26 protein-coding genes and 1 tRNA gene are annotated in these 24,274 nt (G+C 68.6%); 19 read left to right on the top strand and 8 right to left on the bottom strand.

Annotation, left to right across the window (positions count from 1 at the left end):
* The first annotated feature begins 81 nt into the window (after positions 1 to 81).
* From PV762_RS08545 to PV762_RS08525, 5 genes are all read left to right on the top strand, one after another.
* Entirely contained in the window at positions 82 to 1,344 is a 1,263-nt protein-coding gene (locus PV762_RS08545) for an ABC transporter substrate-binding protein (RefSeq protein ID WP_421034832.1), read from the top strand.
* Positions 1,345 to 1,377: 33 nt separating this feature from the next.
* Positions 1,378 to 2,226 carry an ABC transporter ATP-binding protein gene (locus PV762_RS08540; RefSeq protein ID WP_421034602.1) on the top strand — a complete coding sequence of 283 codons (849 nt, stop codon included), beginning with the start codon at positions 1,378 to 1,380 and terminating at the stop codon, positions 2,224 to 2,226.
* Positions 2,227 to 2,252: 26 nt separating this feature from the next.
* Positions 2,253 to 2,543, top strand: coding sequence for a hypothetical protein (locus PV762_RS08535; protein WP_421034601.1), 291 nt, complete (start codon positions 2,253 to 2,255; stop codon positions 2,541 to 2,543).
* Positions 2,543 to 3,835, top strand: a complete 1,293-nt coding sequence (locus PV762_RS08530) for a phenylacetate--CoA ligase family protein (RefSeq protein ID WP_421034600.1) — start codon at positions 2,543 to 2,545, stop codon at positions 3,833 to 3,835. Before PV762_RS08535 ends, PV762_RS08530 begins: the two co-directional genes overlap by 1 nt.
* A 138-nt stretch (positions 3,836 to 3,973) precedes the next feature.
* Positions 3,974 to 4,939, top strand: a complete 966-nt coding sequence (locus PV762_RS08525; RefSeq protein ID WP_421034599.1) for a tripartite tricarboxylate transporter substrate-binding protein — start codon at positions 3,974 to 3,976, stop codon at positions 4,937 to 4,939.
* A gap of 59 nt (positions 4,940 to 4,998) precedes the next feature.
* On the opposite strand, the gene PV762_RS08520 is transcribed toward PV762_RS08525, so the two are convergent.
* Positions 4,999 to 5,217, bottom strand: coding sequence for a hypothetical protein (locus PV762_RS08520; RefSeq protein ID WP_421034598.1), 219 nt, complete (start codon positions 5,215 to 5,217; stop codon positions 4,999 to 5,001).
* Here PV762_RS08520 and PV762_RS08515 point away from each other — a divergent pair, their 5' ends adjacent.
* Complete coding sequence (locus tag PV762_RS08515; protein WP_421034597.1) at positions 5,218 to 5,529, top strand: hypothetical protein; 312 nt, start codon at positions 5,218 to 5,220, stop codon at positions 5,527 to 5,529.
* A 211-nt stretch (positions 5,530 to 5,740) separates the two neighbouring features.
* Here PV762_RS08515 and PV762_RS08510 read toward each other — a convergent pair whose 3' ends face one another.
* The 3 genes from PV762_RS08510 to PV762_RS08500 all read right to left on the bottom strand — a co-directional run bounded on the left by PV762_RS08510 (position 5,741) and on the right by PV762_RS08500 (position 7,757).
* The gene (locus PV762_RS08510; RefSeq protein WP_421034596.1) at positions 5,741 to 6,124 is read right to left on the bottom strand and encodes a VOC family protein; all 384 of its coding nucleotides are present in this window, start codon (positions 6,122 to 6,124) and stop codon (positions 5,741 to 5,743) included.
* Between the two features lie 230 nt (positions 6,125 to 6,354).
* Complete coding sequence (gene dtd / locus PV762_RS08505) at positions 6,355 to 6,792, bottom strand: D-aminoacyl-tRNA deacylase (RefSeq protein ID WP_421034595.1); 438 nt, start codon at positions 6,790 to 6,792, stop codon at positions 6,355 to 6,357.
* The gene (locus PV762_RS08500; protein ID WP_421034594.1) at positions 6,789 to 7,757 is read right to left on the bottom strand and encodes a cation diffusion facilitator family transporter; all 969 of its coding nucleotides are present in this window, start codon (positions 7,755 to 7,757) and stop codon (positions 6,789 to 6,791) included. The genes dtd and PV762_RS08500 overlap by 4 nt, the downstream gene beginning before the upstream one ends.
* Between PV762_RS08500 and argB the strand changes: the two genes are divergently transcribed.
* From argB to tatC, 12 genes are all read left to right on the top strand, one after another.
* A complete protein-coding gene (gene argB / locus PV762_RS08495; RefSeq protein WP_421034831.1) occupies positions 7,746 to 8,777 on the top strand; it encodes an acetylglutamate kinase in 1,032 nt (343 codons plus the stop codon). The two genes, PV762_RS08500 and argB, sit on opposite strands and share 12 nt — an antisense overlap.
* A 256-nt stretch (positions 8,778 to 9,033) precedes the next feature.
* Complete coding sequence (locus tag PV762_RS08490) at positions 9,034 to 9,723, top strand: response regulator (protein ID WP_067276757.1); 690 nt, start codon at positions 9,034 to 9,036, stop codon at positions 9,721 to 9,723.
* Between the two features lie 120 nt (positions 9,724 to 9,843).
* Positions 9,844 to 10,482, top strand: a complete 639-nt coding sequence (slmA, locus tag PV762_RS08485; protein ID WP_421034593.1) for a nucleoid occlusion factor SlmA — start codon at positions 9,844 to 9,846, stop codon at positions 10,480 to 10,482.
* Positions 10,483 to 10,538: 56 nt separating this feature from the next.
* The gene (locus tag PV762_RS08480) at positions 10,539 to 11,423 is read left to right on the top strand and encodes an ATP-binding protein (protein ID WP_421034592.1); all 885 of its coding nucleotides are present in this window, start codon (positions 10,539 to 10,541) and stop codon (positions 11,421 to 11,423) included.
* Positions 11,416 to 11,901 carry an NUDIX domain-containing protein gene (locus tag PV762_RS08475; RefSeq protein ID WP_421034591.1) on the top strand — a complete coding sequence of 162 codons (486 nt, stop codon included), beginning with the start codon at positions 11,416 to 11,418 and terminating at the stop codon, positions 11,899 to 11,901. Before PV762_RS08480 ends, PV762_RS08475 begins: the two co-directional genes overlap by 8 nt.
* Positions 11,902 to 11,971: 70 nt before the next feature.
* Positions 11,972 to 12,364: a phosphoribosyl-AMP cyclohydrolase gene (hisI, locus tag PV762_RS08470; protein ID WP_421034830.1), complete on the top strand. Its 393-nt coding sequence runs from the start codon at positions 11,972 to 11,974 to the stop codon at positions 12,362 to 12,364.
* A 122-nt stretch (positions 12,365 to 12,486) separates the two neighbouring features.
* Positions 12,487 to 12,831, top strand: coding sequence for a phosphoribosyl-ATP diphosphatase (locus tag PV762_RS08465; RefSeq protein ID WP_421034829.1), 345 nt, complete (start codon positions 12,487 to 12,489; stop codon positions 12,829 to 12,831).
* A 38-nt stretch (positions 12,832 to 12,869) separates the two neighbouring features.
* Positions 12,870 to 13,271, top strand: a complete 402-nt coding sequence (locus PV762_RS08460; protein ID WP_421034590.1) for a DUF4870 family protein — start codon at positions 12,870 to 12,872, stop codon at positions 13,269 to 13,271.
* Between the two features lie 72 nt (positions 13,272 to 13,343).
* The gene (locus tag PV762_RS08455; RefSeq protein WP_421034589.1) at positions 13,344 to 13,691 is read left to right on the top strand and encodes a histidine triad nucleotide-binding protein; all 348 of its coding nucleotides are present in this window, start codon (positions 13,344 to 13,346) and stop codon (positions 13,689 to 13,691) included.
* A 204-nt stretch (positions 13,692 to 13,895) separates the two neighbouring features.
* Positions 13,896 to 14,126 (top strand): Sec-independent protein translocase subunit TatA, encoded by a 231-nt coding sequence (gene tatA, locus PV762_RS08450; RefSeq protein ID WP_421034588.1) that lies wholly within the window; start codon positions 13,896 to 13,898, stop codon positions 14,124 to 14,126.
* 11 nt (positions 14,127 to 14,137) lie between these two features.
* A complete protein-coding gene (gene tatB, locus PV762_RS08445) occupies positions 14,138 to 14,623 on the top strand; it encodes a Sec-independent protein translocase protein TatB (protein ID WP_421034587.1) in 486 nt (161 codons plus the stop codon).
* On the top strand, positions 14,620 to 15,414 hold the full coding sequence (gene tatC, locus PV762_RS08440) for a twin-arginine translocase subunit TatC (RefSeq protein ID WP_421034586.1): 795 nt from the start codon (positions 14,620 to 14,622) through the stop codon (positions 15,412 to 15,414). The genes tatB and tatC overlap by 4 nt, the downstream gene beginning before the upstream one ends.
* A 302-nt stretch (positions 15,415 to 15,716) precedes the next feature.
* Here the strand turns inward: tatC and PV762_RS08435 are convergent, their stop codons facing one another.
* On the bottom strand, positions 15,717 to 17,162 hold the full coding sequence (locus PV762_RS08435) for a S41 family peptidase (protein ID WP_421034585.1): 1,446 nt from the start codon (positions 17,160 to 17,162) through the stop codon (positions 15,717 to 15,719).
* A 336-nt stretch (positions 17,163 to 17,498) separates the two neighbouring features.
* On the opposite strand from PV762_RS08435, the gene PV762_RS08430 reads away from it, so the two are divergent.
* A complete protein-coding gene (locus PV762_RS08430) occupies positions 17,499 to 17,840 on the top strand; it encodes a cupin domain-containing protein (protein WP_421034584.1) in 342 nt (113 codons plus the stop codon).
* Positions 17,841 to 17,882: 42 nt separating this feature from the next.
* On the opposite strand, the gene PV762_RS08425 is transcribed toward PV762_RS08430, so the two are convergent.
* From PV762_RS08425 to PV762_RS08415, 3 genes are all read right to left on the bottom strand, one after another.
* Positions 17,883 to 17,957: transfer RNA gene (locus tag PV762_RS08425), tRNA-Arg, on the bottom strand.
* Between the two features lie 78 nt (positions 17,958 to 18,035).
* On the bottom strand, positions 18,036 to 22,334 hold the full coding sequence (locus PV762_RS08420; RefSeq protein ID WP_421034583.1) for a translocation/assembly module TamB domain-containing protein: 4,299 nt from the start codon (positions 22,332 to 22,334) through the stop codon (positions 18,036 to 18,038).
* Between the two features lie 4 nt (positions 22,335 to 22,338).
* A complete protein-coding gene (locus tag PV762_RS08415; RefSeq protein WP_421034582.1) occupies positions 22,339 to 24,261 on the bottom strand; it encodes an autotransporter assembly complex protein TamA in 1,923 nt (640 codons plus the stop codon).
* Positions 24,262 to 24,274 lie beyond the last annotated feature (13 nt).

Below are 24,274 nucleotides of genomic sequence, written 5' to 3'. Positions count from 1 at the left end.
GGAGACGACACCATGAGCTTGAAGACCTTCGCGCGTGGCGCGCTAGGCGCGGCAACGCTGGTCGCAGCCGCGCTGCCGACGATGCTGCCCGCCGTGGCGCAGGCGCAAGCCGCGACCGAGCAGTTCATCCCGCTGCTGGTGTATCGCACCGGGCAGTTTGCGCCGCTCGGCATGCCCTGGGCGGACGGCAAGCAGGACTACCTGAAGCTGATCAACGCGCGCGACGGCGGCGTGAACGGCGTCAAGCTCGCCTTCGAGGAATGCGAGACCGCGTACGACGCCGCCAAGGGCGTCGAGTGCTACGAGCGCCTGAAGGGCAAGGGCGGCGGCGCGTCGGGCTTCGACACGCAGTCGACGGGCATCACCTTCGCGGTGACCGACAAGGCCTTCGTGGACAAGGTGGTGGTCGAGACCCCGGGGTACGGCCTGTCGCAGTCGGCTGACGGCACCGTCTTCGAATGGAATTTCCCGCTGCTCGGGACTTACTGGACCGCCGCGGACGTCATGCTGCAGGACATCGCGAAGAAGGAGAAGGGCTCGCTCAAGGGCAAGAAGATCGCGCTGGTCTATCACGACAGCCCCTACGGCAAGGAGCCCATCCCCCTGCTGCAGAAGCGCGCCGCGGCCGAGGGCTTCGAGGTCGTGCTGTATCCCGTCACCCCGCCCGGAGTGGAGCAGAAGTCGACCTGGCTGCAGATCCGCCAGCAGCGGCCGGACTATGTGCTGTTCTGGTCCGCCGGCGTGATGACGCCGGCCGGCATCCGCGAGGCGCAGGCCAGCGGCTATCCGCGCGAGAAGATCTATGCGATCTGGTGGGCCGGCTCGGACCACGACGTCAAGGACATCGGCGCCGGCGCCAAGGGCTACAACGCGATCACGCTGCACAACAGCTCGGCCAAGGACAAGGTCCATGACGAGCTGAAGAAGTTCGTCTACGACAAGAACCAGGGCACCGGGCCGGCCACCGGCATCGGCGCGATCGCGCACACGCGGGGGATGATGATCTCGATGCTGCAGGTCGAAGCGATCCGCACCGCGCAGGAGAAGTTCGGCAAGGGCAAGGTCATGACGCCGGAGCAGGTGCGCTGGGGCTTCGAGAACCTGAACCTGACCGCCGACCGACTCAAGTCGCTGGGCTTCGGCGAGGTCATGCGCCCGGTGCAGACCAGTTGCGCCAACCACATGGGCACGGACTGGGCGCGCATCGTCCAGTGGGACGGCGCGAAGTGGACCCTCGCGTCCGACTGGTACCAGTCGGACAAGACCCACATCGATCCGCTGGTCAAGGAGTACGCCGCCAAGTACGCCAAGGACAAGAACCTGAAGCCGCGCAGTTGCGGTTGAAGGCCACTTGAACTCCGCTTGAGCACGACCGCCATGCAAGCCACTTCCATTCCCTCGGCCGGCGCCGCCGCAGCGGCGGTGCCCGCGCTGCTCGACGTCAACGGCATCGAGGTCATCTACCACCACGTGATCCTGGTGCTCAAGGGCGTCTCGCTGCGCGTGCCCGAAGGGGCGGTGGTGGCCTTGCTCGGCGGCAACGGCGCCGGCAAGACCACGACGCTGCGCGCGGTCTCCAACCTGCTCGCGGGCGAACGCGGCGAGGTCACCAAGGGCTCGATCGAGCTGCGCGGCGAGCGCATCGAGCGGCTCACGCCGGCCGACCTGGTGCATCGCGGCGTGGTGCAGGTGATGGAGGGGCGGCACTGCTTCGCGCATCTGACCATCGAGGAGAACCTGCTCACCGGCGCCTACACCCGCACGGACGGCAAGGCGGCGGTGGCGCAGACGCTGGAGAAGGTCTACGCCTACTTCCCGCGCCTGAAGACGCGGCGGACCTCGCAGGCGGCCTACACCTCGGGCGGCGAGCAGCAGATGTGCGCGATCGGGCGGGCCCTGATGGCGAATCCGAAGATGGTGCTGCTGGACGAGCCCTCGATGGGGCTGGCGCCGCAGATCGTCGAGGAGGTCTTCGAGATCGTGCGCGACCTCAACCGCAAGGAGCGCACGACCTTCCTGCTGGCCGAGCAGAACACCAACATGGCCCTGCGCTACGCCGACTACGGCTACATCCTCGAGAACGGACGCGTCGTCATGGACGGCCAGGCCCAGGCGCTGCGCGACAACGAGGACGTGCGCGAGTTCTACCTCGGCATGGGCGGCACCGACCGCAAGAGCTTCCGCGACGTGAAGAGCTACAAGCGGCGCAAGCGTTGGCTGGCTTGAATTGAAGCATTGAAGGGAGAGCAGTCATGGACAACGACTTCTTCGCGCCGCCGCCGTTCAAGGCCGAGGAGGCGCTCGTGCAGTTGAAGCGCGCCCTGCGCGACCTGCGTGCGCTGACGGAGCGCGGCACCGGCTGGAGCTTCGAGCACCAGGAGGTCCTCCAGCTCGCGGCCGGTGAGGGCCAGATCACCGCGAAGCTGGCGAAGAAGCCGGCGCGCAGCCCCGCCTGGGAGACGCGCGTCTGCCGCAACGCGGCCGACGTGCGCAAGCTGCAGGACGACCTGAAGCGTCGGTTGGCGCAGTGGGCGGAAGAGTGATGGGCGCCGCCGATCGCGATTTCTACGACGTGCTGGAGACCCGCGACCCCGCCGTGCGCGAGGCCGCGCTGATGTCGGCGCTGCCGCACCAGGTGGCCAACGCGCGTCAGAACACGGAGGCCTTCGGCGATCTGCTCGCCGAGGTGGAGCCGGACCTGGTCCGCACCCGCGATGCGCTGGCGCGGTTGCCGGTGACGCGCAAGTCCGACCTGCTGGCGCGTCAGCAGGCCGTGCGCGCGGACGCGGGGCGCGTGCCGTTCGAGCCCTTCGGCGGCTTTTCGACGATCGGCTGGCGCGGATTGAAACGTGACGGCGGCGCGCGGCGCGTGTTCCAGTCGCCGGGCTCGATCTACGAGCCCGAAGGGCACGGGCGCGACTATTGGCGCGTCGGCCGCGCGCTGCACGCGGCGGGCCTGCGCGCGGGCGATCTGGTGCACAACTCGTTCAGCTACCACCTGACGCCGGCCGGCGCCATGATGGAGGGCGGCGCGGAGGCGCTCGGCTGCACGGTCTTCGCGGGCGGCGTCGGCAACACCGAACTGCAGTTGCAGGCGATGGCCGAGCTGCGACCGCAGGCTTACGTCGGCACGCCGAGCTTCCTGAAGATCCTGCTGGACAAGGCGGCGGAACAGGGCCAGCCGCTGTCCGTGCGCAAGGCGCTGGTCAGCGGCGAGGCCTTCCCGGCCGCGCTGCGGGACTGGTGCGATGAACGCGGCGTCTCCGGCTTCCAGTGCTACGCCACGGCGGACCTGGGCCTGATCGCCTACGAAACCGCGGCGCGCCAGGGACTGGTCGTCGACGAGGGCGTGATCCTCGAGATCGTGCGCCCCGGCACCGGCGACCCGGTGCCCGACGGCGAGGTGGGCGAGGTCGTCGTGACGACGCTCAACCGCGACTACCCGCTGATCCGCTTCGGCACCGGCGACCTGTCGGCGGTGCTTTGCGGCACCTGCCCGACCGGGCGCACCAACGTCCGCATCAAGGGCTGGATGGGACGGGCCGACCAGAGCGCCAAGGTGCGCGGCATGTTCGTGCACGCCGGGCAGGTGGCCGACGTGCTGCGGCGCTTTCCGCAGGCGCTCCGCGGCCGGCTGGTCGTCGAGGGCGAGATGGCGCAGGACCGGATGACGCTGCGCGTCGAGATCGACGGCAGCGCCGCGGCGGGATTGGCCGACGGCCTGGCCCTGGCCCTGCGCGAGGTCACCAAGCTGCGCGGCGAGGTGCAGTTCGTCCAACCGGGCGCGCTGCCCAACGACGGAAAAGTCATCGAGGACCTGCGGAAGTTCGACTGAATTCCCGCAGCAGGACGGGGATGGCATCGGTTCCATCCCTGGGGGTATCCCGGCTTACGTAGTTTCCGTAAGTTCCAATGTGGGGCGGCGACCTAGCATCCGCGCCATCACCCACACCTCCATCGAGGAAGAGACACCATGAAGAAGATCTTGCTCGCCTCCGTCGCAGCGCTGAGCGTCGGCGCCGCCTGGGCCGACTACCCGGACAAGCCGGTGACCATCGTCGTCCCGTTCGCCGCCGGCGGCCCGACGGACAAGGTCGCCCGCGACCTGGCCGAGGCGCTGCGCAAGCCCCTGAATGCGACGATCGTGATCGAGAACGTCGGCGGCGCCGGCGGCACGCTGGGCGCCACCAAGGTGTCCAAGGCCGCGCCGGACGGCTACACGCTGCTGCTGCATCACATCGGCCTGTCGACCTCGCCGGCCCTGTATCGCAACCTGCAGTACAAGACGCTGGACGACTTCGAGTATCTGGGCCTGATCAATGAAGTGCCGATGACGCTGATCGCGCGTCCCAACCTGCCGGCCGCCAACTACGCCGACCTGGTGAAGTGGATGGCCGCCAACAAGGGCAAGATCAACCTGGCCAACGCAGGCCTGGGATCGGCCTCGCACCTGTGCGGCCTGCTGTACATGAGCACGGTGAAGGTCGACATGACCACCGTGCCGTACAAGGGCACGGGTCCGGCGATGACCGACCTGATCGGCGGCCAGGTCGACCTGATGTGCGACCAGACCACCAACACCACGACGCAGATCGACGGCGGCAAGGTCAAGGCCTACGCGGTGTCGACGACCAAGCGCCTGGGCGGCTCGCTGGCCAAGCTGCCGACGCTGGACGAGTCTGGCCTGAAGGGCTTCAACGTGACGATCTGGCACGGCATGTACGCGCCCAAGGGCACGCCCAAGGCGGTGCTGGAGAAGATCAACACGGCGCTGAAGACGGCGCTGAAGGATGCCGAGTTCCACAAGCGCGAGGAAGCGCTGGGCGCGGTCATCGTCACCGACAACCGCGTGAACCCGGCCGAGCACAAGAAGTTCGTCGCCGACGAGATCAACAAGTGGACGCCGATCATCAAGGCGGCGGGTCAGTACGCCGATTGAGCCTCGCGCCTCGACGAGTCGACAGGAGCGGGGGAACCCGCTCCCGCCGGAAGCCCGCCTCAGGCGGGCTTTTTCATTTCCAGAGCCTGGCCGCCCTGTGCAGGCTGGAGGGCGATGCAGGCGTCTATCAGTTGGCGATAGCGCGGCAGCGCGTCCAGATCCTCGATGTCCGACGGGCTCAGGCCGTCCAGCATGCTGCCGAGGCTCTTGAGCGACGCACCGTCCATCGGAAGCGTGGCCGGTGCGAGGTTCAGCGTTCGCGTCAACTGGGACAGCATGTGAAACGCCTCCTCCATGTCGGCGGGCCGAGCGAGCTGGTCGAGTCTGAAGGGCGGGGCGTCATCGATGTCCCCGGCATCCAGGCGGCCGAGCTTGCCGCGTTCCACGGACTTGGCCGCGAGCGACAGCACCTCGTCGCGAAAATCCCGCAGTTGCGCGTCGTTGAGGCGATCGCGCCGCGTCCCGCACTGAAGGGCCCCCTGGATCGCGTCCAGGCGCCGCGTGACATAGAACTGCCGATCGAACTCGCACCCCTCGCGTGCCGCCTCGGCCAGGTCCAGTCCCCGATGGAGGTCGTCCAGGAGTGCTGAGCGCGTCGCGGGTGCTTCGGCTGAACGCCTCAGTTGGGCGATCGCCGCGTCGAGCGGCGCGCTGAGCTCCGCGGAACGTGCGCCTGTGCGTCGACTTTCCAGGCAGTCGGGGAATCCGCTGGCGGTGCGGAGGTGGTCAGGGAAATGCAGGGGGGGGAATGTGGCCGTACACGACGCGCTCCTTGAAGGTCGGGGAGCGCGATCAGTGCGCTCACGCCGGCGAGCGGCACAGCACGCCCACCTTGTTGCCGTCCAGGTCGCGGAAGTAGGCCGCGTAGAAGTTCGGTCCGTAGTTCTCGCGCAGGCCGGGACGGCCCTCGTCCCTGCCGCCGCCGCCGATGGCCGCGGCATGCACCGCGTCGACCTGCGCCCGGGTCGACGCGGCCAGCGCCACCATCGAGCCGTTGCCGACCGTGGCGTCCAGACCGTTGAAGGGCTGGACCACCCACAGCTGCGTCTCGCCCCCCTCGGGCCCGTAGCCCACCATCTCGTCGTCCGAGTAGCCCGGCTTCAGGCCCAGCGGCGCGAGCGCGGCGTCGTAGAACTCCTTGGCCGCGCGGCGGTCGTTGCTGCCCAGGGTGACGTAGCTGATCATGTTGATGTCCTTGTCTCGTCGAAGGCGAAGATCTGTCGCATTCTCGCCAGGTTGTGGTCAGGTCTTGCGGCCTGTCTGGCCGCCATCGCTGATGCGCCCTGCGGAACCGCCGACTGGCGTTGTTGCAAATGAGCGTGCTTCCGCAATATGACCGACAGGAACGCACATGTTCAATGGCAGTATGGCCGCAACTTGGCGAGCCGGCGCCGCGCCGCACAGGGGCGCACGGCTCACATCCGCATCGGAATCGTCACCGGTCCGTCGTTGACCAGGCTGACCTGCATGTCCGCGCCGAACTCGCCGGTTTCGACGACCGGGTGCTGCGATCGCGCGAATGCGACCGCATGGTCGTAGAGTCGGCGGCCGAGTTCGGCCGGCGCCGCGCCGGTGAAGCTTGGCCGGTTCCCGCCGGAGACGTCCGCCGCCAGCGTGAACTGCGAAACGATCAGCAGGCCGCCGCCGACGTCCTGCACGCTGCGGTTCATCTTGCCCGCCTCGTCGCTGAAGATGCGCAGCTTCAGGATCTTCTGCAGCAGCTTCTCGGCCACCGCTTCGCTGTCCTGCGCCTCGGCGCAGATCAGCAGCAGCAGGCCCTGGTCGATGCGACCGGTGCATCGGTCGCCGACGTCGACCCGGGCTGTCTTCACCCGTTGCAACAGCGCGATCATCCTTGTCCTTCCTGGTTGGGTGTGTCCGCGGGCGCGGCCATCGATGTGCCCGTTGATGCAAGCGTCGATGAGGGGCTCTCGCGTTCCGCCATCTCGGCGAAGCGCGTCTCGACGTTCACCGGCAGCAGCTGGATGCTCGCGCGCAGGCCGGGCAGGGCGCGCATCAGCGCCTGCTCGACCTGACCCCGCAGCGCCGCCGCCTCGCCGAGCGTCCAGCGCGCCGGCACATGCAGGTGGAAGTCGACATGCCGCTGCTGTCCCGCCACGCGCGTGGCGACGTGATCGAAGCGCAGGTCCGGCGACTCGAAGCGCGCCAGCACCTCGGCGATCGCCCGCTGATCCTCGGGGTCCAGCGCCATGTCCATCAGCCCGCCGGTGGACTTCCACATGAGGTGCACCGCCTCGCGCAGGATGTTCAGCGCGACCAGGATCGCCAGCAGCGGATCCAGCCAGGTCCAGCCCGTCAGCATCACGCCGATCAGGCCGGCGACGACGCCGACCGACGTCCAGACGTCGGTGAAGAGGTGGCGCGCGTCCGCCTCCAGCGCGATCGAGCGGTGCTCGCGCGAGGCCTGCAGCATCTTCCACGCCAGCGCACCGTTGATCACCGTGCTGAGCAGCGACAGCGCCATGCCCAGGCCGAGCTGTTCCAGCGGCTGCGGCGCGCGCAGCCGCTCGACCGCCGCCCAACCGATGCCCAGCGCCGCGATCAGGATCAGCGCGCCCTCGAAGGCGCTGGAGAAGTACTCCGCCTTGTGGTGGCCGAACGGATGGTCCTCGTCGGGCGGCCGCCGTGCGACCGTCACCATCGCCAGCCCGAAGAGCGCCCCCGCGAGGTTCACCCCCGATTCGAGCGCATCCGAGGCCAGGCTCACCGAGCCGGTCCACCACCAGGCGGCCGTCTTCAGGGCGATGGTCAGCACGGCCACGACCGCCGAGAGCTTCAGGTATTGCTGCACTTGCATGACGCCGATTTTGCCGGTCCTAGAATGGCGCCCGATCGATTCCTCGTCCCTTCTCCTTCCTCCGTTCCACCCTCGTTCCACCTTCAGCCCCCTCCGGACAGCACCATGAGCAATACCCCGCCCGTCCACGACGCCGACCTGAGCCACATCCCGCCGCGCGACAAGGCGGAGCTGCTCTCCCAGGCGCTGCCCTACATCCGCAAGTACCACGGCAAGACCATCGTCATCAAGTACGGCGGCAACGCGATGACCGATCCCGCGCTGCAGCAGGACTTCGCCGAGGACGTGGTGCTGTTGAAGCTGGTCGGCCTGAACCCCGTGGTCGTGCATGGCGGCGGCCCGCAGATCGAGGACGCGCTCAACAAGCTCGGCAAGAAGGGCCACTTCATCCAGGGCATGCGCGTCACCGACGCGGAGACGATGAGCGTCGTCGAGTGGGTGCTGGCCGGCGAGGTGCAGCAGGACATCGTCGGGCTGATCAACGCCGCCGGCGGCAAGGCGGTGGGCCTGACGGGGCGTGACGGCGGCATGATCCGCGCCAAGCAGCTCAAGATCCTGGACAAGGACGATCCGGCCAAGGAGCACGACATCGGCCAGGTCGGCGACATCGTCAGCATCGACCCCAGCGTCGTGAAGGCGCTGCAGGACGACCAGTTCATTCCCGTCATCAGCCCGATCGGCTTTGGCGAGAGCAACGAGAGCTACAACATCAACGCAGACGTCGTGGCCGCCAAGCTGGCCACCGTGCTGCAGGCCGAGAAGCTGCTGATGCTGACCAACATTCGCGGCGTGCTGGACAAGCAGGGCGAGCTGCTGGTCGAACTGACCCCGCGCCGCATCGACGAGCTGGTCGCCGACGGCACCATCAGCGGCGGCATGATCCCCAAGATCGCCGGTGCGATCGACGCGGCCAAGAGCGGCGTCAACGCGGTGCACATCATCGACGGCCGCGTGCCGCACGCGATGCTGCTGGAGATCCTGTCCGAGAAGGCCTTCGGCACGATGATCCGTTCCCACTGAACGGCCTGACCCTGTTCCGCATCGGGAGACGATGCGCCGGATCCCCCTGATGGGTGGTTCCACCCACCGAGCCCCCTCCGAACGAGGGGGCTCTGTCGTTTCCGGAGGTCATGCAGGATCGATGCTTGCCCTTCGCTGACCCGCTGGCCGCCCGGCTTGGTCGAAGGTCACACCACTGCAAGCTGGGGATTGCCGCTGAAACACGCGACATCCCAGAATGCGCCACGAAACGGCTGCTCAGGCCGTGAGGGATTGCATGTCACTTTTCAGCGTCTTGATCGTCGAGGATCAGCTTCGTTTCCGCGAAGCGTTCGCCCATGCCCTTGAGAAAGCACCCGACATCCGTCTGGTCGGCATGGCCACCGATCTCCAGCAGGGCCGGAAGATGTTCGACCAGACGCGTCCCGACGTGCTGCTGGTCGACCTCGACCTGCCCGGCGGCAGCGGGATCGAGCTGATCCGCCACGCCGCCCACGTCGCCCCGGAGTGCGAGGTGATGGTCATCTCGGTCTTCGGCGACGAGCAGCACGTGCTCTCGAGCATCGAGGCCGGCGCGACCGGCTACCTGCTCAAGGACTCGCTCGCGCTGGACCTGCCGGGTCAGCTGCGCTCGCTGCGCGCGGGCGGCAGCCCGATCTCGCCGGTGATCGCGCGGCGGCTGCTGCTGCGCCTGGCGCCGCAGGGCGCGGGCGCGCATCCGCGCGGCTTCGGCGACTCGGCCCCGATGCCGCTGGTCGACGAGCAGGTCGTCGCCCTGTCGGAACAGGAATCGCGCGTGCTGCACCTGGCTGCCAAGGGCTTCACCTTCGATGAGATCGCGCAGTTCATGAACGTGTCGCCGCACACCATCATGACCTACGTGAAGCGCACCTACCGCAAGCTGCAGGTGCGCTCCAAGGTCGAGGCGATCTACGAGGCGCGCCGCCTGGGCTGGCTGCGGGACTGAGCGCGGAGGGACCGAGTAGGGACCTCCGAAGGGCGCGGAAGGGCGCCGTACGGCGTCCGGCATGCGCGTCAAGGCGGCGTTCCGGCTGTGCCAGAATCGCCGCACACTTCGGCCCCCTCCATGCACCCCAGCTCCTCGGACACCCCGGACTCCGCCGCCGCCAAGCCGGCGGAGCTGCCCCGCAAGCGGCTCAAGCCGGGCGAGCGCCGGGTGCAGATCCTCCAGACGCTGGCCAGCATGCTGGAGCAGCCCGGCGCGGAGCGGGTGACCACGGCGGCGCTCGCGGCGCGCCTGGAGGTCAGCGAAGCGGCGCTCTACCGCCACTTCGCCAGCAAGGCCCAGATGTTCGAGGGCCTCATCGAATTCATCGAGACCAGCATCTTCTCGCTGCTCAACCAGATCGCCGAGCGGGAGACGGACGGGCTGGCGCAGGCGCAGCGCATCGTCGCGGTGCTGCTGCAGTTCGGCGAGCGCAACCCGGGCATGACCCGCGTGATGGTCGGCGACGCGCTGGTCTACGAGAACGAGCGCCTGGTCGCGCGCATGAACCAGTTCTTCGACAAGATCGAGTCCGCGCTGCGGCAAGGGCTCAGGACCGCCGCGGAGGCCTCGGGCTCGACCACGCCGACCGTCGAAGCGCAGGCGCAGGCCTCGGTGCTGGTGAGCTTCATCATCGGCCGCCTGCAGCGTTACGCGCGCTCCGGCTTCAAGCGACTGCCGACCGAACAGCTGGATGCCGCGATGCGAATGCTCGCCTGAGCTTTCGCGATGCCAACCGCCCGGAACCCTTCGGGACGCGACCTACACTCGGCGTCATGTCCGACGCCCTTGATGCCCTGCTGCGGCGCGCCGACGCGCTGTTGAACCGCCTGGAGGCCGTGCTGCCCCAGCCCCTGACGCCGCCCGACTGGGACGCGGCCGTGGCCTTCCGCTACCGCAAGCGCGGCGCGAGTGCCCGGCTGGAACCGGTGAGGCACCTGTCCGCGATCCGGCTCGCCGACCTCAGGGAGGTCGAGCCGCAGAAGGAGCGGCTGCTGCGCAACACGCGTCAGTTCGTGCAGGGCCAGCCCGCCAACAACGTGCTGCTGACCGGCGCGCGCGGCACCGGCAAGAGTTCGCTGATCAAGGCTTGCCTCAACGAATTCGCCGGCCAGGGCCTGCGCCTGATCGAGGTCGACAAGGGCGACCTCGTCGACCTGCCGGACCTCGCCGATCTGGTCGCCGACCGGCCCGAACGCTTCGTGATCTTCTGCGATGACCTCAGCTTCGATGAAGGCGAGGCCGGCTACAAGGCGCTGAAGTCCATGCTCGACGGCTCGGTCGCCGCGGCCACGGACAACCTGCTGATCTACGCGACCAGCAACCGCCGCCACCTGCTGCCCGAGCAGATGAAGGACAACCTGGCGACCACCTACTCGGAGCGCGACGGCAACGTCGAAGTGCATCCGGGCGAGGCGGTGGAGGAGAAGATCTCCCTGTCCGAGCGCTTCGGGATGTGGATCAGCTTCTACAGCTTCAGCCAGCAGGAATACCTGGCAATCGTCGCGCAGTGGCTGACCCATTTCGGCCTGGACGCGGCCCGCATCGAGGCCGCGCGCCAGCCGGCGCTGGTCTGGGCGTTGGAGCGCGGATCGCGCTCGGGGCGCGTCGCCTACCAGTTCGCCCGCGATCTGGCGGGGCAGGGGCAGGTCCATGAGTGAGACGAACGAATCCGCGAATCCGCACAGCCCCTCCGCCGCGAGCGACCGCGTGCCGGTCGACGTGGCGGTCGGCGTGCTGGTGCGTCGCGAGCCCAACGGCCGCGAGACCGAGTTCCTGCTGACCTCGCGTCCCGAGGGCAAGGTCTACGCCGGCTACTGGGAATTCCCAGGCGGCAAGCTCGAGGCCGGCGAGACGGTGGAGCAGGCCCTGCGTCGCGAGCTGCACGAGGAACTCGGCATCACCATCGGCGCGGCGCAGCCGTGGAAGATCGAATTGATGGAGTATCCGCACGCGAAGGTGCGGCTGCACTTCTGCAAGGTCTACGAGTGGCAGGGCGAGTTCGAGATGCGCGAAGGCCAGACCATGAGCTGGCAGCACCTGCCGGTGCAGGTCCAGCCGGTGCTGCCGGGCACGATCCCGGTGTTGCAGTGGTTCGCCGCCGAGCGTTTCCACGTCGGGGCGACCCATGTCGTCTGACGGCAAGATCGATGGCGAGAGCGATGGGGTGACCGGCGCCGCCGCGGCGAGCGCGGACTACACTGCCGCGATGGACTGGCTGGATCAGATCAAGTGGGACCGCGACGGGCTGGTGCCCGTCATCGCCCAGGAACAGGGCTCGAACGACATCCTGATGTTCGCTTGGATGAATCGCGAGGCACTGGCCCGCACTGCCGAGGTCGGCGAGGCGGTCTACTGGAGCCGTTCGCGACAGCGGCTGTGGCACAAGGGCGAGGAGTCCGGCCATGTGCAGCAGGTCCACGGCATCCGGCTGGATTGCGACAACGACGTGGTGCTGCTCAGCGTCACGCAGCACGGCCACGAGCCCGGCATCGCCTGCCACACCGGCCGTCACAGCTGCTTCTTCCAGAAACTGGAGAACGGCCAGTGGACGGCGGTCGACCCGGTCCTCAAGGACCCGGCCAGCATCTACAAGGCTTGAGCGACATGGCCACCTCCGAACCCTCAGGCCGGTTGGATCCGTCCGATCCGCCGGACGCCGTCTTCCCGCCCGACAGCCCGTCCCCCGCGGTGACGGCACCGTTGACCGCTCCGGCGACGGCCCTGCTGAACGGCACGGACGTGCTGGCGCATCTGGGCGACGTCGTCGCCCATCGCCGTGCCGAAGGCGATCCCGACAAGAGTTATGTCGCCAAACTGTTCGCCAAGGGCCTGGACCAGATCCTGAAGAAGGTCGGCGAGGAAGCGACCGAGGTCGTGATCGCGGCCAAGGACGGCGCGCCGGACAAGCTGGTCTACGAGGTCGCCGACCTGTGGTTCCATTCGATCGTCGCGCTGGCGGCCTTCGACCTGCGGCCGGAACAGGTGCTGGCCGAACTGGCCCGTCGCGAGGGTCTGTCCGGCCTTGAGGAATTCGCCAGCCGAAGCCAGCAGCCGAAGGGCGCTTGAGGGACACCTCATGAAGGAGACCGCATGAAGGAGCACGCATGACCCAAACGTTCGACCCGCCGCCGCCCGACGTGGTGCTCGATCCCGAGCGCGAAGCCAGTCTGCGCACCATCGGCGTCATCAGCTACGCGCTGCACGCGGTCGTCGCGATCGGCGCCTTGCTGCCCGGCGTGCAGGCCAGCATCGTGCTGCTGATCGTCGCGGTCATCGTCGACCTGGTGAAGCGCGACGAGGCCGTCGGTACCTGGCAGGCCACGCACTTCTCCTGGCGGCTGCGCAGCGTGCTGTGGTGCGGCATCCTGTACGTCGTCACCATCCCGCTGTGGTTCCTGTTCGTCATTCCCGGCTGGATCGCCTGGTGCCTGATCTCGATCTGGTTCCTCTACCGCATCGTGCGCGGCTGGCTGGCCATGAACGACCGCCGGCCCATGCCGCGCTGACGCCTGATCTCCGGCTTCGACCTTGTCGACCCCTTTCGATTCCTTTTCGACCGCGCCCCGCCGCGTCCGACCATGAACCACGACCCCAACTGCCTCTTCTGCAAGATCGTCGAGGGCCAGATTCCCGCGAAGAAGGTCTACGAGGACGACGACGTGGTCGGCTTTCACGACATCCATCCGTGGGCGCCGGTGCATTTCCTGCTGATTCCCAAGCAGCACATCGCCAGCATGGCCGACCTGCAGCCGGAACACGCGCCGCTGCTGGGCAAGATGTCGGTGCTGGTGCCCCAGCTGATGAAGGAGCTGGGCGTGACCAACGGTTTCCGTACCGTCATCAACACGGGTTCGGATGGCGGTCAGGAGGTGTTCCACCTCCACATGCATGCCGTCGGCGGCCCGCGTCCGTGGTTGAAAGGCTGAGCGCCGGCCTCATCTGTAAGCCTTATCTGATGCGCCTGTGCAGGCCGCACCCACCGGATCGATCGGTTTTCCGATCCTGGACGTTCGTCCAGCGGTGGCTGACGGGACCATAAGCCGCTGAAGCGGGGAGGGGCGGGCGTTGTTTGTCGACATGCCTGTCATGCGCGCACCGTAGAATTTCGGCTTCCGACTCTGGAGATTGTCATGGGTGGTTTGAGCATTTGGCACTGGCTGATCGTGCTGGTCGTCGTCATCGCCGTCTTCGGCACCAAGAAGCTGCGCAACGTGGGCGGCGACCTGGGGGCTGCCGTGAAGGGGTTCAAGGACGGCATGAAGGACGGCACCACGTCTGAAACGCCACCGCAGCAGGTGGCCAACGCCAACAAGGCGGCTGATCCGAACACCGTCGACGTCGACGCCAAGACGCGCAACTGAGCGCGGCCCGCATGGTCGATTTCGGCTTTGACAAGCTGGTGCTGATCGGCGCCGTGGCGCTGGTCGTGCTCGGCCCTGAGCGCCTGCCGCGCGTCGCGCGAACGGTGGGCACGCTGCTGGGCAAGGCGCAGCGTTACGTGTCCGACGTGAAGGCGGAAGTGAACCGGTCCATCGAACTGGAGGAACTCCAGAAGATGAAGGGCCAGTTCCAGACCGCGGTCAACGACGTGCAGTCCAGCGTGCAGGAACAGATGGACGCGGCCAGCCAGTCGCTGCAGTCCACCTGGTCCGACCTGTCCGTGGACGGGACGAACCCGGACGGCAGCATCGGCGGCTACGGCAGCCCGGTCCCCGTCTACGAACGTCCCAAGAAGAACTGGCGCCTCAAGCGCGGCGCCACGCCGGTCTGGTTCAAGCAGCAGCAGGGCGTGCGTCGCCACGCCCAATCCGGCGCGGCCCGCGTGGCGCGCTTCCGTCCTTCCCGCCGAGCCCCATGAGCAGCCCCCAAGAAGACGAACTGGCCGGCACTGAACAGCCTTTTGTTTCCCACCTCATGGAGCTGCGCGACCGGTTGATCCGGGCGTTGCTCGCCGTTGGGATCGCCTTCGGGGTGCTGTGCGCCTGGCCGGGTCCGGGCGGGCTCTTCGACCTGCTGGCGGTGCCGCTGGTCTCGCACCTGCCGCAGGGCAGTTCGATGATCGCGACCAATGTGCTGTCGCCCTTCCTCGTGCCGCTGAAGATCACGTTGCTGGCGGCCTTCCTCGTGGCGTTGCCGGTGGTGCTGTACCAGGTCTGGGCCTTCGTGGCGCCGGGCCTGTACTCGCACGAGAAGCGGCTGGTGATGCCGCTGGTGGTGTCGAGCACATTGCTGTTCTTCGCGGGGGTGGCGTTCTGCTACTTCTTCGTGTTCGGCAAGGTCTTCACCTTCATCCAGAGCTTCGCGCCGAAGAGCATCACGGCGGCGCCGGACATCGAGGCCTACCTCGGCTTCGTGATGAACATGTTCATCGCCTTCGGCGCGGCCTTCGAGGTGCCGGTGGTCGTGGTCGTGCTGGCGCGCATGGGGATCGTCACGGTGGCGCAGCTCAAGCAGTTCCGAGGCTACTTCATCGTGCTGGCCTTCGTCATCGCGGCGGTGATCACGCCTCCGGACATTGTCTCGCAGCTCGCGCTGGCGATCCCGATGTGCATCCTCTACGAGGTCGGCCTGTGGGCCGCCAATGCCTTCGCGAGATATTCGAAGGCGCCGGACGCCGAAGCCGAAGAAAGCAACGGCACGACCGGTTGAGCACGAAGCGCTTCCCAGCAAACGCCCGATCACGATCGGGCGTTTCTCATGGAGGCCCTCAGAAGCCCTCCGCAGTCCTCCACCCCAAGCCGTTGAAGTCCTCGACCCCAAGCCGTTGAAGTCTGCTGATCTCAGTGGGGCCGGAATGCTGCTGGGGGTTCCCGGAGGGATGCCCCCTGCTGCGTGGAGAGCCCGCGCCAGGCCAAGCGGAGTTGGGCGGTCTCCCACCCTGCACCTCAGCGCCCACCAAGCAAAACGCCCGATGCATGCATCGGGCGTTTGTCTTTGGGGTCAGGGAAGACTTATTCGGTCTTCGCTTCCGCCTTGCGTTCCTGAGCGACCTTCGAGACCGCGACCGGCTTGCCTTGCAGCTGGTTCAGCGCCTGGCGCAGCGGGAAGTCTTCGGCGCTGCCGAACTCGGGCAGCGGCTTCGGTGCTTCGGCGCGCTTGGCGTAGTCGGCTTCCAGCTTCTGGCGGCGTTCCTCGCGGATCTTCTCCAGTTCCTTCGAGCGCGTCTCTTCCGTCTTCTCGTCCGAGCCGTGGAGATGCTTCTCCAGATCGGCTTCGCGCATGCGCAGCTCGGCGAACACGTTGCCTTCGGCGGTTTCGTCCAGCGGGATGTCCGGCACGATGCCCTTGGCCTGGATGGAGCGGCCGCTCGGCGTGTAGTAGCGCGCGGTGGTCAGCTTGACCGCCGTGTCCGGGCCCAGCTGACGCACGGTCTGCACCGAGCCCTTGCCGAAGGTCTGCAGACCCATCACGGTTGCGCGCTTGTGATCCTGCAGCGCGCCGGCGACGATCTCGCTGGCCGAGGCGGAGCCTTCATTCACCAGCACCACCATGGGCACGTTCTTGATCGCGTCCGGCAGGCGGCGCAGCGGATCGCCGGAGCCGCGGCGGGCATAGAAGTCCGGATCGGCGCGGTAGCTGGCCTTCGATTCGGCGAGCTGGCCGTTGGTGGACACCACCTCGACGCCCTTGGGCAGGAAGGCCGCGGAGATGGCCACTGCGCCTTCGAGCAGGCCGCCCGGGTCGTTGCGCAGGTCCAGCACGACGCCCTTGATCTTGGGGTCCTGCTTGTAGAGTTCTGCCAGCTTCTGGCTGAAGTCCTCGACGGTGCGATCCTGGAACTGGCTCACGCGGATCCAGGCGTAGCCTGGTTCGACCAGCTTGGCGCGCACGCTCTGCACGCGGATTTCCTCGCGGGCGATGGTGACGGGGAAGGTGCGGCTTTCCGACTTGCGGTAGATCGACAGCGTGACCTTGGTGGCCGGTTCGCCGCGCATCTTCTTGACCGCCTGGTCGAGCGTCAGGCCGCGGACGGCCGTGTCGTCGATCTTGCTGATCAGGTCGCCGCTTTTGAGGCCGGCGCGGAAGGCAGGGCTGCCTTCGATCGGGGAGACGATCTTGACCAGGCCGTCTTCCATGCCGATCTCGATGCCCACGCCGACGAACTTGCCGGAGGTGCTCTCGCGGAATTCCTTGAAGCTCTTCTTGTCGAAGAACTGGGAGTGGGGGTCCAGGCCGCTGACCATGCCGGAGATGGCATCGTTGATCAGCTTCTTCTCGTCGACGGATTCGACGTAGTCGGACTTCACGATCCCGAAGACGGCGGCGAGCTGCTGCAGTTCCTCGAGCGGAAGGGGGCTGGTGGTGCTGCGGGCATTGGCCTGCAGCTGCATCGTCGTCATGACGCCGGCCATCGCACCCAATGCGACCCAGCCCGCGACTTTCAGTTTGGCGCCCATGATGAAAAACCTTGAATCAGTACAGCCTGGCTGCTTGGCGCCGGATGTTCCGTCCCCCTTGTGCTGGACGGAACAATGGCGTTCCCAGTATATGTGTGCGGCAAAAACCCGGCCCGGCATGAAAAGCCGTTTTACCCTGCATTTACGCGTGCCGCCAGCTTCGGATCACCTGTCGGACGCCCCATGGCCACGGCGTGTGGCCGCGGGAATGACTTCCGGCAGGGTGTTGCCGGTGGGTGGATGCGAGCGGGCACGGTCGGTGCCATGATCGATGCAACGCCAGCCGCGTCGCGACCCTCGTTGCGCCGCAGTCGCCCGCCCATCAGGAGGAGTTCCATGGCCCTGCCGCATGCCGCCCCCGCCCAGTCCATCGACGTCGCGCCGCTGGGCGCCGCGTTGACCACGACGCCGTCCTCGGCGCTGTTCAAGTCGGAGGGTCTGGAAGTGATGCGCATCGTCCTGCCCAAGGGCAAGTCGCTGCCGCCGCACAAGGTCGACGGCGAGATCACGCTGCAGTGCCTGGAGGGTGAACTCGAACTCATGGTCGAGCGCGACGGCACGGAGCAGCGCCATGCGCTCCGCGCGGGGCAGCTGTGTTATCTCGAAGGGGGCGTGGTGCACGCGGTGACCGGCGTCGTGGACGCGTCGGCGCTGGTGACCATCGTCCTGAAGCGGTAGCGCTCAAGGCGGCTGAAAGGCCACGGGACCGGCGCGGGGCGATGGTCCCTCCGACAGGAATCGAACCTGTATCTGCCGCTTAGGAGGCGGCCGTTCTATCCATTGAACTACGGAGAGCCCGCGTGAACCGGCCTGAGTGTGGCCGGTCCGCGAAAGCGCCGGATTCTCGCATGGAAGAACGCGCGTCCGCGTCCGCTACTCCCACTTCCACTGCCAGATGACGTCCAGGCCCTGCTGGTACTCGTTGGCCTGCGCCCGCAACGTGAACCGCTGCGCCAGCTTGTAGATGACCTGCCAGGAACCCGTGGTCGCGTTCAGGCCGCGCTCATAGGCGACGAAGACGTTGCGGCTGACCTGCTTGCCCAGTCGCACCACCGTGCCGCGGGCGTCGTCGCCCTCGCCGCTGAAGGACAGTTCGTCCAGGCCGATGTTGTGGATCAGCTTGTCGCTGGCGCTCTCGCCGTCGCCGCTGATCAGCGCCATCGCGGCGCGCTGCATCAGCGCGGTGTCGCTCCGGCCCAGGTTGTCCGGCGCGCGTCCCAGCACCAGCCAGGACAGCTTGCTGGTCTCGCTCAGGTCGGGTTCGGAATAGAGCTTGATCCGCGGGCTGTTGGCCGTGCCGGTGACCGTCACGCCGACCCGCACCGCTTCGTTCTCCATGTCCGGCCGGATGGCGAGCACGTCCAGCCGCGGGTTGTCCAGCGGCCCGACGAAGCTGAAGATGCCGCGTTCGACCACCAGCTTCTGGCCGTAGGCGTTGAAGGTGCCGCCCTCGCTGCGGACCTCGCCGGTCATCTGCGGCCGCGGCTGACCGTCCTGCACCAGGTGCAGCAGGCCGCGCAGCTGCGTGTCGATGCCGTAGCCCTTGAGCTGCAGCCGCCGGCCGAGGTCCAGGTCCAGGTCGAGCTTCAACCGCATCGGCTTGCCGCTGCCGTCCACGGCCTTCGGCGGCGCGTTCTGGCGCACCACCTGCACGTCGCTGTCGAGCTGCGGCGCGTCGCCGCGCGAGAAGTCGAACAAGCCCTCGACGACGACGAACTGCCCCTTCAGGTCCAGCAGCTGCGCGGTGGCCTTGAGCTGCGCGGCGCCGGTCGCAACGACGCGCCGGTCCACCCGCTGCAGCAGGGCGAAGGTGTCCGCCTTCAGCGACAGCTCCGCGCTCGGCTGTGCGCCGAAGCGCAGCGTGCCGTCCATGTTGATCGTGCCGTTGCCGGCGCGGGCCGTGAACTTCTCGAGCTTGGCCTCGCGCCCGCTCATCGTCAGCGCCAGCTCGCCCTGCTGCATGTCCACGCCCATCAACGGATTGCGCAGGGACAGCTTCTGCGCGCCGGCCTGGCCGCGGACCTCCGGCGCGCCCAGCGTGCCGCCGAAGTTCAGCGTCGCCGCGAGGCTGCCGCCCAGGCGCCACCCGGCCGGCAGCCACGGGCCCCAGTTGCCCATGTTGTCGACCTTGGCCTCGATGCCACCTTCGAGCTTGGCGCCCGGCGTCGGCAGCGCATGGGCGCCGGCGGTGCGGAAGGTGACCGCGCCGCCGATGGCGCCCATGTTCTCGCCGGCCACGCCCTGCACCAGGTGCCACACGCCCTGGTCGGCGAGGACACCCAGGCGCAGATCGGTGAGCGCCAGCCGCTGCGTGCTCACTTCGTCGGTGACGGTCAGGTCGCCTTTGGTGCGCTCGATCATCGCGTCCACCGTCAGGCCGCGCGTATCGCGGCGCGACTTGAAGCGGCCCTCGATCTGCAGGTCGCCGCCCCAGCCGAAGTCGGGCTGCAGCTTGGTCAGCACGGGCGCGGCGGCCAGCGGTTCCAGCACCGCCTGCACGTCCCACTCGCCGGAGGGCAGGTTCGGCTGGCTGGAACGCTGCCACGTCATCCGGTCCCAGCGGATGCCGGCGCCGAGCAGCTCCATCCGTGCCGGCGCCAGCGTCGCCTGGCGAGGTGCCAGTCCCGGATCCAGCCGGAGTGCGAACGTCAGAGGCCCTGCCTTCAGCAGCGGCGTGGGCTGCTGGCTGGCTTCCAGCGCCAGCGTCAGTCCTCGTGCCTGCCACGACGCGCCCTGGCGCCAGGCCTGCAGCGGATCCGCTTCCAGCGCGCCGTCGAGCGCGAGTCGCGCACGCGCGCCCTGCGGATCCAGCGGCACTGTCTGCGCCAGTGCCGAACCGTTCGCGCTGGCCGCCTGGGCCCGGGCGACGACCTTGGTCGGCGCCGGCTGCGTCAGCACCGGTGGCAGCGGCACCTGGCCCTGCGTCGTGACCGTCAAGCGGTGCTGCGCCCAAGTGCCGGAGAGTTCCAGCTGCAGGTCGTCGAGTCGCGTGCTCTGCTGTGGCAGCCGCAGGTTGCGCAGCTGCGTGGTCCACGCCAGCTTCGCGTCCTTGAGGCTGGACAGCGTCCATTGGCCCGAGGCGTTGTTCAGCTGCAGCGCCGGCCGGCTGCCGGAATTGGCCGGCAGGCCCGGCACGCCGGAGAGCCCCAAGCCCTGCAATTGCCATTTGCCGTCGCTGCCGTACTGTGCCTGACGCGCGCCGGGCTGGATCAGCACGACGGTCGCCTGCGCCTGGGCACTGCCGACGAGGGTCGCCTGCGGGAACTGCGCGCGCAGCATCGGCTGCAGGCTGGCGAGCTTGGGGGCGTTCACGTTGATCGACAGATCGACCTGCTCCCGGCGCGCCGCGGCGTTGATGCTGCTGCGCGCCTGCAGCGTCGCGTCGGCGAGTCGCAGGTCGGCCAGCAGGTCCGGCGCCGCCGTGCCGGTGCGGCTGTAGCGGATCTGGCCGCTGAGCGGCAGGCCCTGCCACGCGCTGGGCTGCAGGTCGAGATCGGCTTTGCCTTGCGGCCAGAGGCTGCCGCGCACCGACTGGAGCGCGGCCTTCAACCGGCCGTTGAGCGCCTGCGGCGCCGCGCCGGCGGGCAGTGGTTCGGGGCTGAGGCGGCGCGGATCCAGGCCCTGCACCGAGGCCTCCACGCGCGTCTTCCAGCCGGACGCGAAGTCGAGCGCCTCATTCAGCGTGAACTCGCCTTCGGCGTTCAGCGTGGCGGGGCCGGAGCGCGCCTGCAGACGCTGCACGGCGACCGATTGCGTGCGCAGTTCGGCGGACAAGGCGACGGACAAGGGCGCTTGCAGCTTCCCTTGTCCGAGCTGGCCGGCGAGGTCGCCCTCGACCTGCAGCGCCTGGTCCGCCGACGCCGCCGCGATGCTCGCCTTGGTGTGGAGCTTGAGTTCGCCGCGCGCCTGGACCAGCGGCCATCGGGCGTCGATCTGGCGGCTGTCGAGGCCGGTCAGCTTCAGCGTCAGCACGCTGCCGTCGGACTGGCTGGTCTGGCCCACGGCCTGCACCCGGCCCCCGCCGGGCAGCAGCGCGTCCAGACGCGGCAGGCGCAGCCGGGTCCAGTTCGACGGATCCAGCAGCAGGTCCAGCTGCAGCTGGCGCAGCGGCAGACGGTCCTGGTCGAGGCGGCCGGCGGCGCTGTTGTCCAGGTCCGCCTTGACGCTGAGCGACCTGTCCGCGTTCGGCGTCATCGTGACCTTGCCGCTCAAGCCGGTGTGCGGCACGCCGTCGGTGCCGGGCAGCAGCGCGGCGAGGTCCAGGTCCTTCGCCTGCGTCTCCAGCTGCGCAACGGGGAAGGGCGCGAACGCCTGCAGGCGGGCCTGTACCTGCAGCCGCTGCTTCGCCGCCTCGAGGGAGCCCTTCAGCGTCAGGTCCGCGATCGGACCGTCGAGCTGGAAGGGCGCGGTCCAGGGCAGCTCGCCGCTCGGCTGGCTCAGCGTCCAGCGGCTGGTGAGCTTCAGGTCTTCCTGCGTCGCGATGCTGGCCTGGCCGGCGAGGGTCAGCTGTTGCCAGCTCAGCGACTTGACGGTGAGTGCATGCTGCCTGCCGCCGTCGGCGCCCAGCGACGCGCTGCCGCGCAGGCCGCGCAGCGGCTGCGCGAGGCCGGGGGCGAAGACTTCGCCGATCTCCAGGTCCGCGATCGTGATGGCGACCGGCGACAGCAGGCTGGGCGGCGGCTTGGCCGGTTCGGTCGACGCGCTGGGCGCCACCTGGACCCGCAGTCGCGCGATGGCCAGCCGGTCGGCCCGGACCTCGCCCCACAACAGCGGCGACCGGTTCCAGACCAGCCGCACGTTCCGCCATTGCAGCTGTTCGAGGACGATGCGGTCCTCGGTGCCGGGCAGGACCAGCTCGGCGCGGTCGACGTCGAAGTCGCCCAGCAGGCGGCCGCGCGCGTTCTCCAGCGACAGGCCGGGCACCTTCGCGAGCACGTAGGCCGTGCCGCCTTCAGTCTTCAGCGCCCAGGTCAGCGCCAGGGCAACAAGACCGACGAGCACAGGGATCGCCAGCACCACCCACAGCAGGCCGCGACCGCGACGCCGGCGGCGTGGCGAGGCGTCCGACGGGGCCGCACCCGGGGCGGCCGGGCCGGACGGCGGCAGGGGCGCGCCGGCGGGCGCGGCGTCCGTGGCTGCGGGCGAGGGGAGATCGTCGCGCGGGTCGCTCATCGGATTACAGGTTGATGCCGACGCTGAAATGCAGGCGCCACTTGTCGACCAGGTTGCCCTTGGCGAAGTCGAAACGCAGCACGCCGACCGGGCTGCGGTAGCGCAGGCCGGTACCGTAGGCCCAGGCGGGGTGGTAGTCGCCCCAGGTCTGCGCGGCCTGGCCGGCGTCGATGAACACGGCGCCCATCAGCTGCGGGATGCGCGGGGTGAGTGGATGCGAGACCTCGACGCTGCCGTTGAGCATCACGCGCCCGCCGGTCTGGGCGCCGGTGGAGTTCACCGGTCCCAGGTCGTTGTAGCCGTAGCCGCGCACGCTGTCGTCGCCGCCGGTGCGGAAGCGCAGCGCCTCGGGCAGGCCCAGCTTGCCCTTGGCCAGGATCTGACCGCCTTCGAGCCGCGTCGAGAACAGCCAGCGCCCCGACAGCGGCGAGTACCAGTAGATCTTGCCGATGGCCCGCGCGAACGGCCCGTTCTTCTCCGAAGAGCTGTCGGCCCAGCCGCCGCCGACGGTGGCGGTGGCGCTCCAGCCCCTGGTCGGCAGCACGCGCGAGTCCAGCCGGCGCCATGTCATCTGCTGGTTCAGCGACACCGCGCCGGCCACCGTCGTCGGGATATCGGGCTTGTGCTCCCAGGCGCGGATCACCTCGACGAAGGTCAGCCGGTCCTCGGGTTCGGTCTCCTTCGCGTAACCGAAGCGCGTGCTGAGGTTGAGGTTGACCTGGTCGTTGTCGTCGATGCGCTCCACCTTCACCAGCGCCAGGCTGCGCTGCATGTTGGGCTGCGGGTGGGAGCTGATTTCCGTGTCCAGCGCCTGGCGCACGCGCGACAGCTCCAGCTTGCTGCGCTCGCGGATGTTCAGGCCGAAAGGCTTGCGATGCGTGTATTCGACGCTGGCGCTCGGGCCGTCGACGGTCCGGTAACCGACGCCCAGCACCACCTGCTGGCGTGCGGCCTCGCGGATCTTCACGGTCACCGGCACCTCGACCGTCTCGGCGCCGGGCGGCGGCGTGACGCTCTCGGGCGCGATCTCGACGCTGGCGCTGTCGAAGAGCTGCGTGCCCACCAGGCGCTCCTGGAAGTCCAGCAGCAGCTTCTCGTTGTAGGGCTGGTGCAACTGGTAGCCGGCCAGCCGGCGCACGCTTTCCTCGGGCTGGTGCTTCAGGCCCTCGACGGTCAGCTCGCCGAGCGTGAACAGCGGCCCGCTCTCCAGCGTCACGACGATGTCGACCTGGTTGTCGTCGGCCTGGACGACGGCCTCGCTGTGCGTCATCCGGGCGAGCGGATAACCCTGCGCCCGCGTCCGCGTCAGCAGCGCATTCTTCGCCGCGGCCCAGTCGCCCTGGCTGAACCCCGTCTGCGGCGGGAGCAGCCAGCTCTGCGTCAGCGTGCGGTCCAGCGCCGTGGCGAGCTTGTCGCCACGCTCGGTGGCGGTCTTCAGCGGACCTTCGATGCGCAGGTCCATCTGGCGGACCAGCGCGCGCGGGCCGGTGTCGACGATCAATCGCAGGTTGCGGACGCCGTCGGACAGGTCGCCCACTTCCTCGGTCCGGACCTTGGCGTTGAAGTAGCCGGCGGTCTCCAGCAGCTTGGTCGCCTGTTCGGGCGCGACGGCGGCCAGCCGGCGCAGTTCGCCGGCGGTCAGGCGCATGTCCTCCGGCGTGTCGCGGAAGCGCGCCAGGTCCAGATGTTCCAGCAGCAGCGAGCGCAGTTCGGGCGGCGCCACGATCGTCAGCTCATAAGCCGAGATCTTGCGCGTGCTGGTCACGTAGGGGTTGTTCGCGTCCGCCTCTTCGGTCGCGGCCACCTTCACCTGTGCCTTGCGCTCGGCGGGCAGCAGCGAGCAGCCGCCCAGCAGCGCCAGCGCCGCGATCATCGCCAGGACCGCCGGCGCGCGCCGCAGCCATCGAGTCACCGGAAGGGTCGCCATCGTGGCGATCGTC

The organism is Mitsuaria sp. CC2 (assembly GCF_048957715.1).
Classification (GTDB): Bacteria; Pseudomonadota; Gammaproteobacteria; order Burkholderiales; family Burkholderiaceae_C; genus Roseateles.
Note: the sequence above shows the minus strand (reverse complement) of the source record. Positions and strands in the feature narration are given on the sequence as shown.

Coding starts and splice junctions, on each gene's coding strand:
- PV762_RS08545 (WP_421034832.1), top strand. CDS start 82: ATGCTGCCCGCCGTGGCGCAGGCGCAAGCCGCGACCGAGCAGTTCATC.
- tatB (WP_421034587.1), top strand. CDS start 14,138: ATGGTCGATTTCGGCTTTGACAAGCTGGTGCTGATCGGCGCCGTGGCG.
- tatC (WP_421034586.1), top strand. CDS start 14,620: ATGAGCAGCCCCCAAGAAGACGAACTGGCCGGCACTGAACAGCCTTTT.
- PV762_RS08500 (WP_421034594.1), bottom strand. CDS start 7,757: ATGCAAGTGCAGCAATACCTGAAGCTCTCGGCGGTCGTGGCCGTGCTG.
- PV762_RS08525 (WP_421034599.1), top strand. CDS start 3,974: ATGAAGAAGATCTTGCTCGCCTCCGTCGCAGCGCTGAGCGTCGGCGCC.
- PV762_RS08540 (WP_421034602.1), top strand. CDS start 1,378: ATGCAAGCCACTTCCATTCCCTCGGCCGGCGCCGCCGCAGCGGCGGTG.
- dtd (WP_421034595.1), bottom strand. CDS start 6,792: ATGATCGCGCTGTTGCAACGGGTGAAGACAGCCCGGGTCGACGTCGGC.
- PV762_RS08520 (WP_421034598.1), bottom strand. CDS start 5,217: ATGCTGTCCCAGTTGACGCGAACGCTGAACCTCGCACCGGCCACGCTT.
- PV762_RS08435 (WP_421034585.1), bottom strand. CDS start 17,162: ATGGGCGCCAAACTGAAAGTCGCGGGCTGGGTCGCATTGGGTGCGATG.
- PV762_RS08415 (WP_421034582.1), bottom strand. CDS start 24,261: ATGGCGACCCTTCCGGTGACTCGATGGCTGCGGCGCGCGCCGGCGGTC.
- PV762_RS08480 (WP_421034592.1), top strand. CDS start 10,539: ATGTCCGACGCCCTTGATGCCCTGCTGCGGCGCGCCGACGCGCTGTTG.
- slmA (WP_421034593.1), top strand. CDS start 9,844: ATGCACCCCAGCTCCTCGGACACCCCGGACTCCGCCGCCGCCAAGCCG.
- tatA (WP_421034588.1), top strand. CDS start 13,896: ATGGGTGGTTTGAGCATTTGGCACTGGCTGATCGTGCTGGTCGTCGTC.
- PV762_RS08420 (WP_421034583.1), bottom strand. CDS start 22,334: ATGAGCGACCCGCGCGACGATCTCCCCTCGCCCGCAGCCACGGACGCC.
- PV762_RS08460 (WP_421034590.1), top strand. CDS start 12,870: ATGACCCAAACGTTCGACCCGCCGCCGCCCGACGTGGTGCTCGATCCC.
- PV762_RS08455 (WP_421034589.1), top strand. CDS start 13,344: ATGAACCACGACCCCAACTGCCTCTTCTGCAAGATCGTCGAGGGCCAG.
- PV762_RS08475 (WP_421034591.1), top strand. CDS start 11,416: ATGAGTGAGACGAACGAATCCGCGAATCCGCACAGCCCCTCCGCCGCG.
- hisI (WP_421034830.1), top strand. CDS start 11,972: ATGGACTGGCTGGATCAGATCAAGTGGGACCGCGACGGGCTGGTGCCC.
- PV762_RS08530 (WP_421034600.1), top strand. CDS start 2,543: ATGGGCGCCGCCGATCGCGATTTCTACGACGTGCTGGAGACCCGCGAC.
- PV762_RS08490 (WP_067276757.1), top strand. CDS start 9,034: ATGTCACTTTTCAGCGTCTTGATCGTCGAGGATCAGCTTCGTTTCCGC.
- PV762_RS08430 (WP_421034584.1), top strand. CDS start 17,499: ATGGCCCTGCCGCATGCCGCCCCCGCCCAGTCCATCGACGTCGCGCCG.
- PV762_RS08535 (WP_421034601.1), top strand. CDS start 2,253: ATGGACAACGACTTCTTCGCGCCGCCGCCGTTCAAGGCCGAGGAGGCG.
- PV762_RS08510 (WP_421034596.1), bottom strand. CDS start 6,124: ATGATCAGCTACGTCACCCTGGGCAGCAACGACCGCCGCGCGGCCAAG.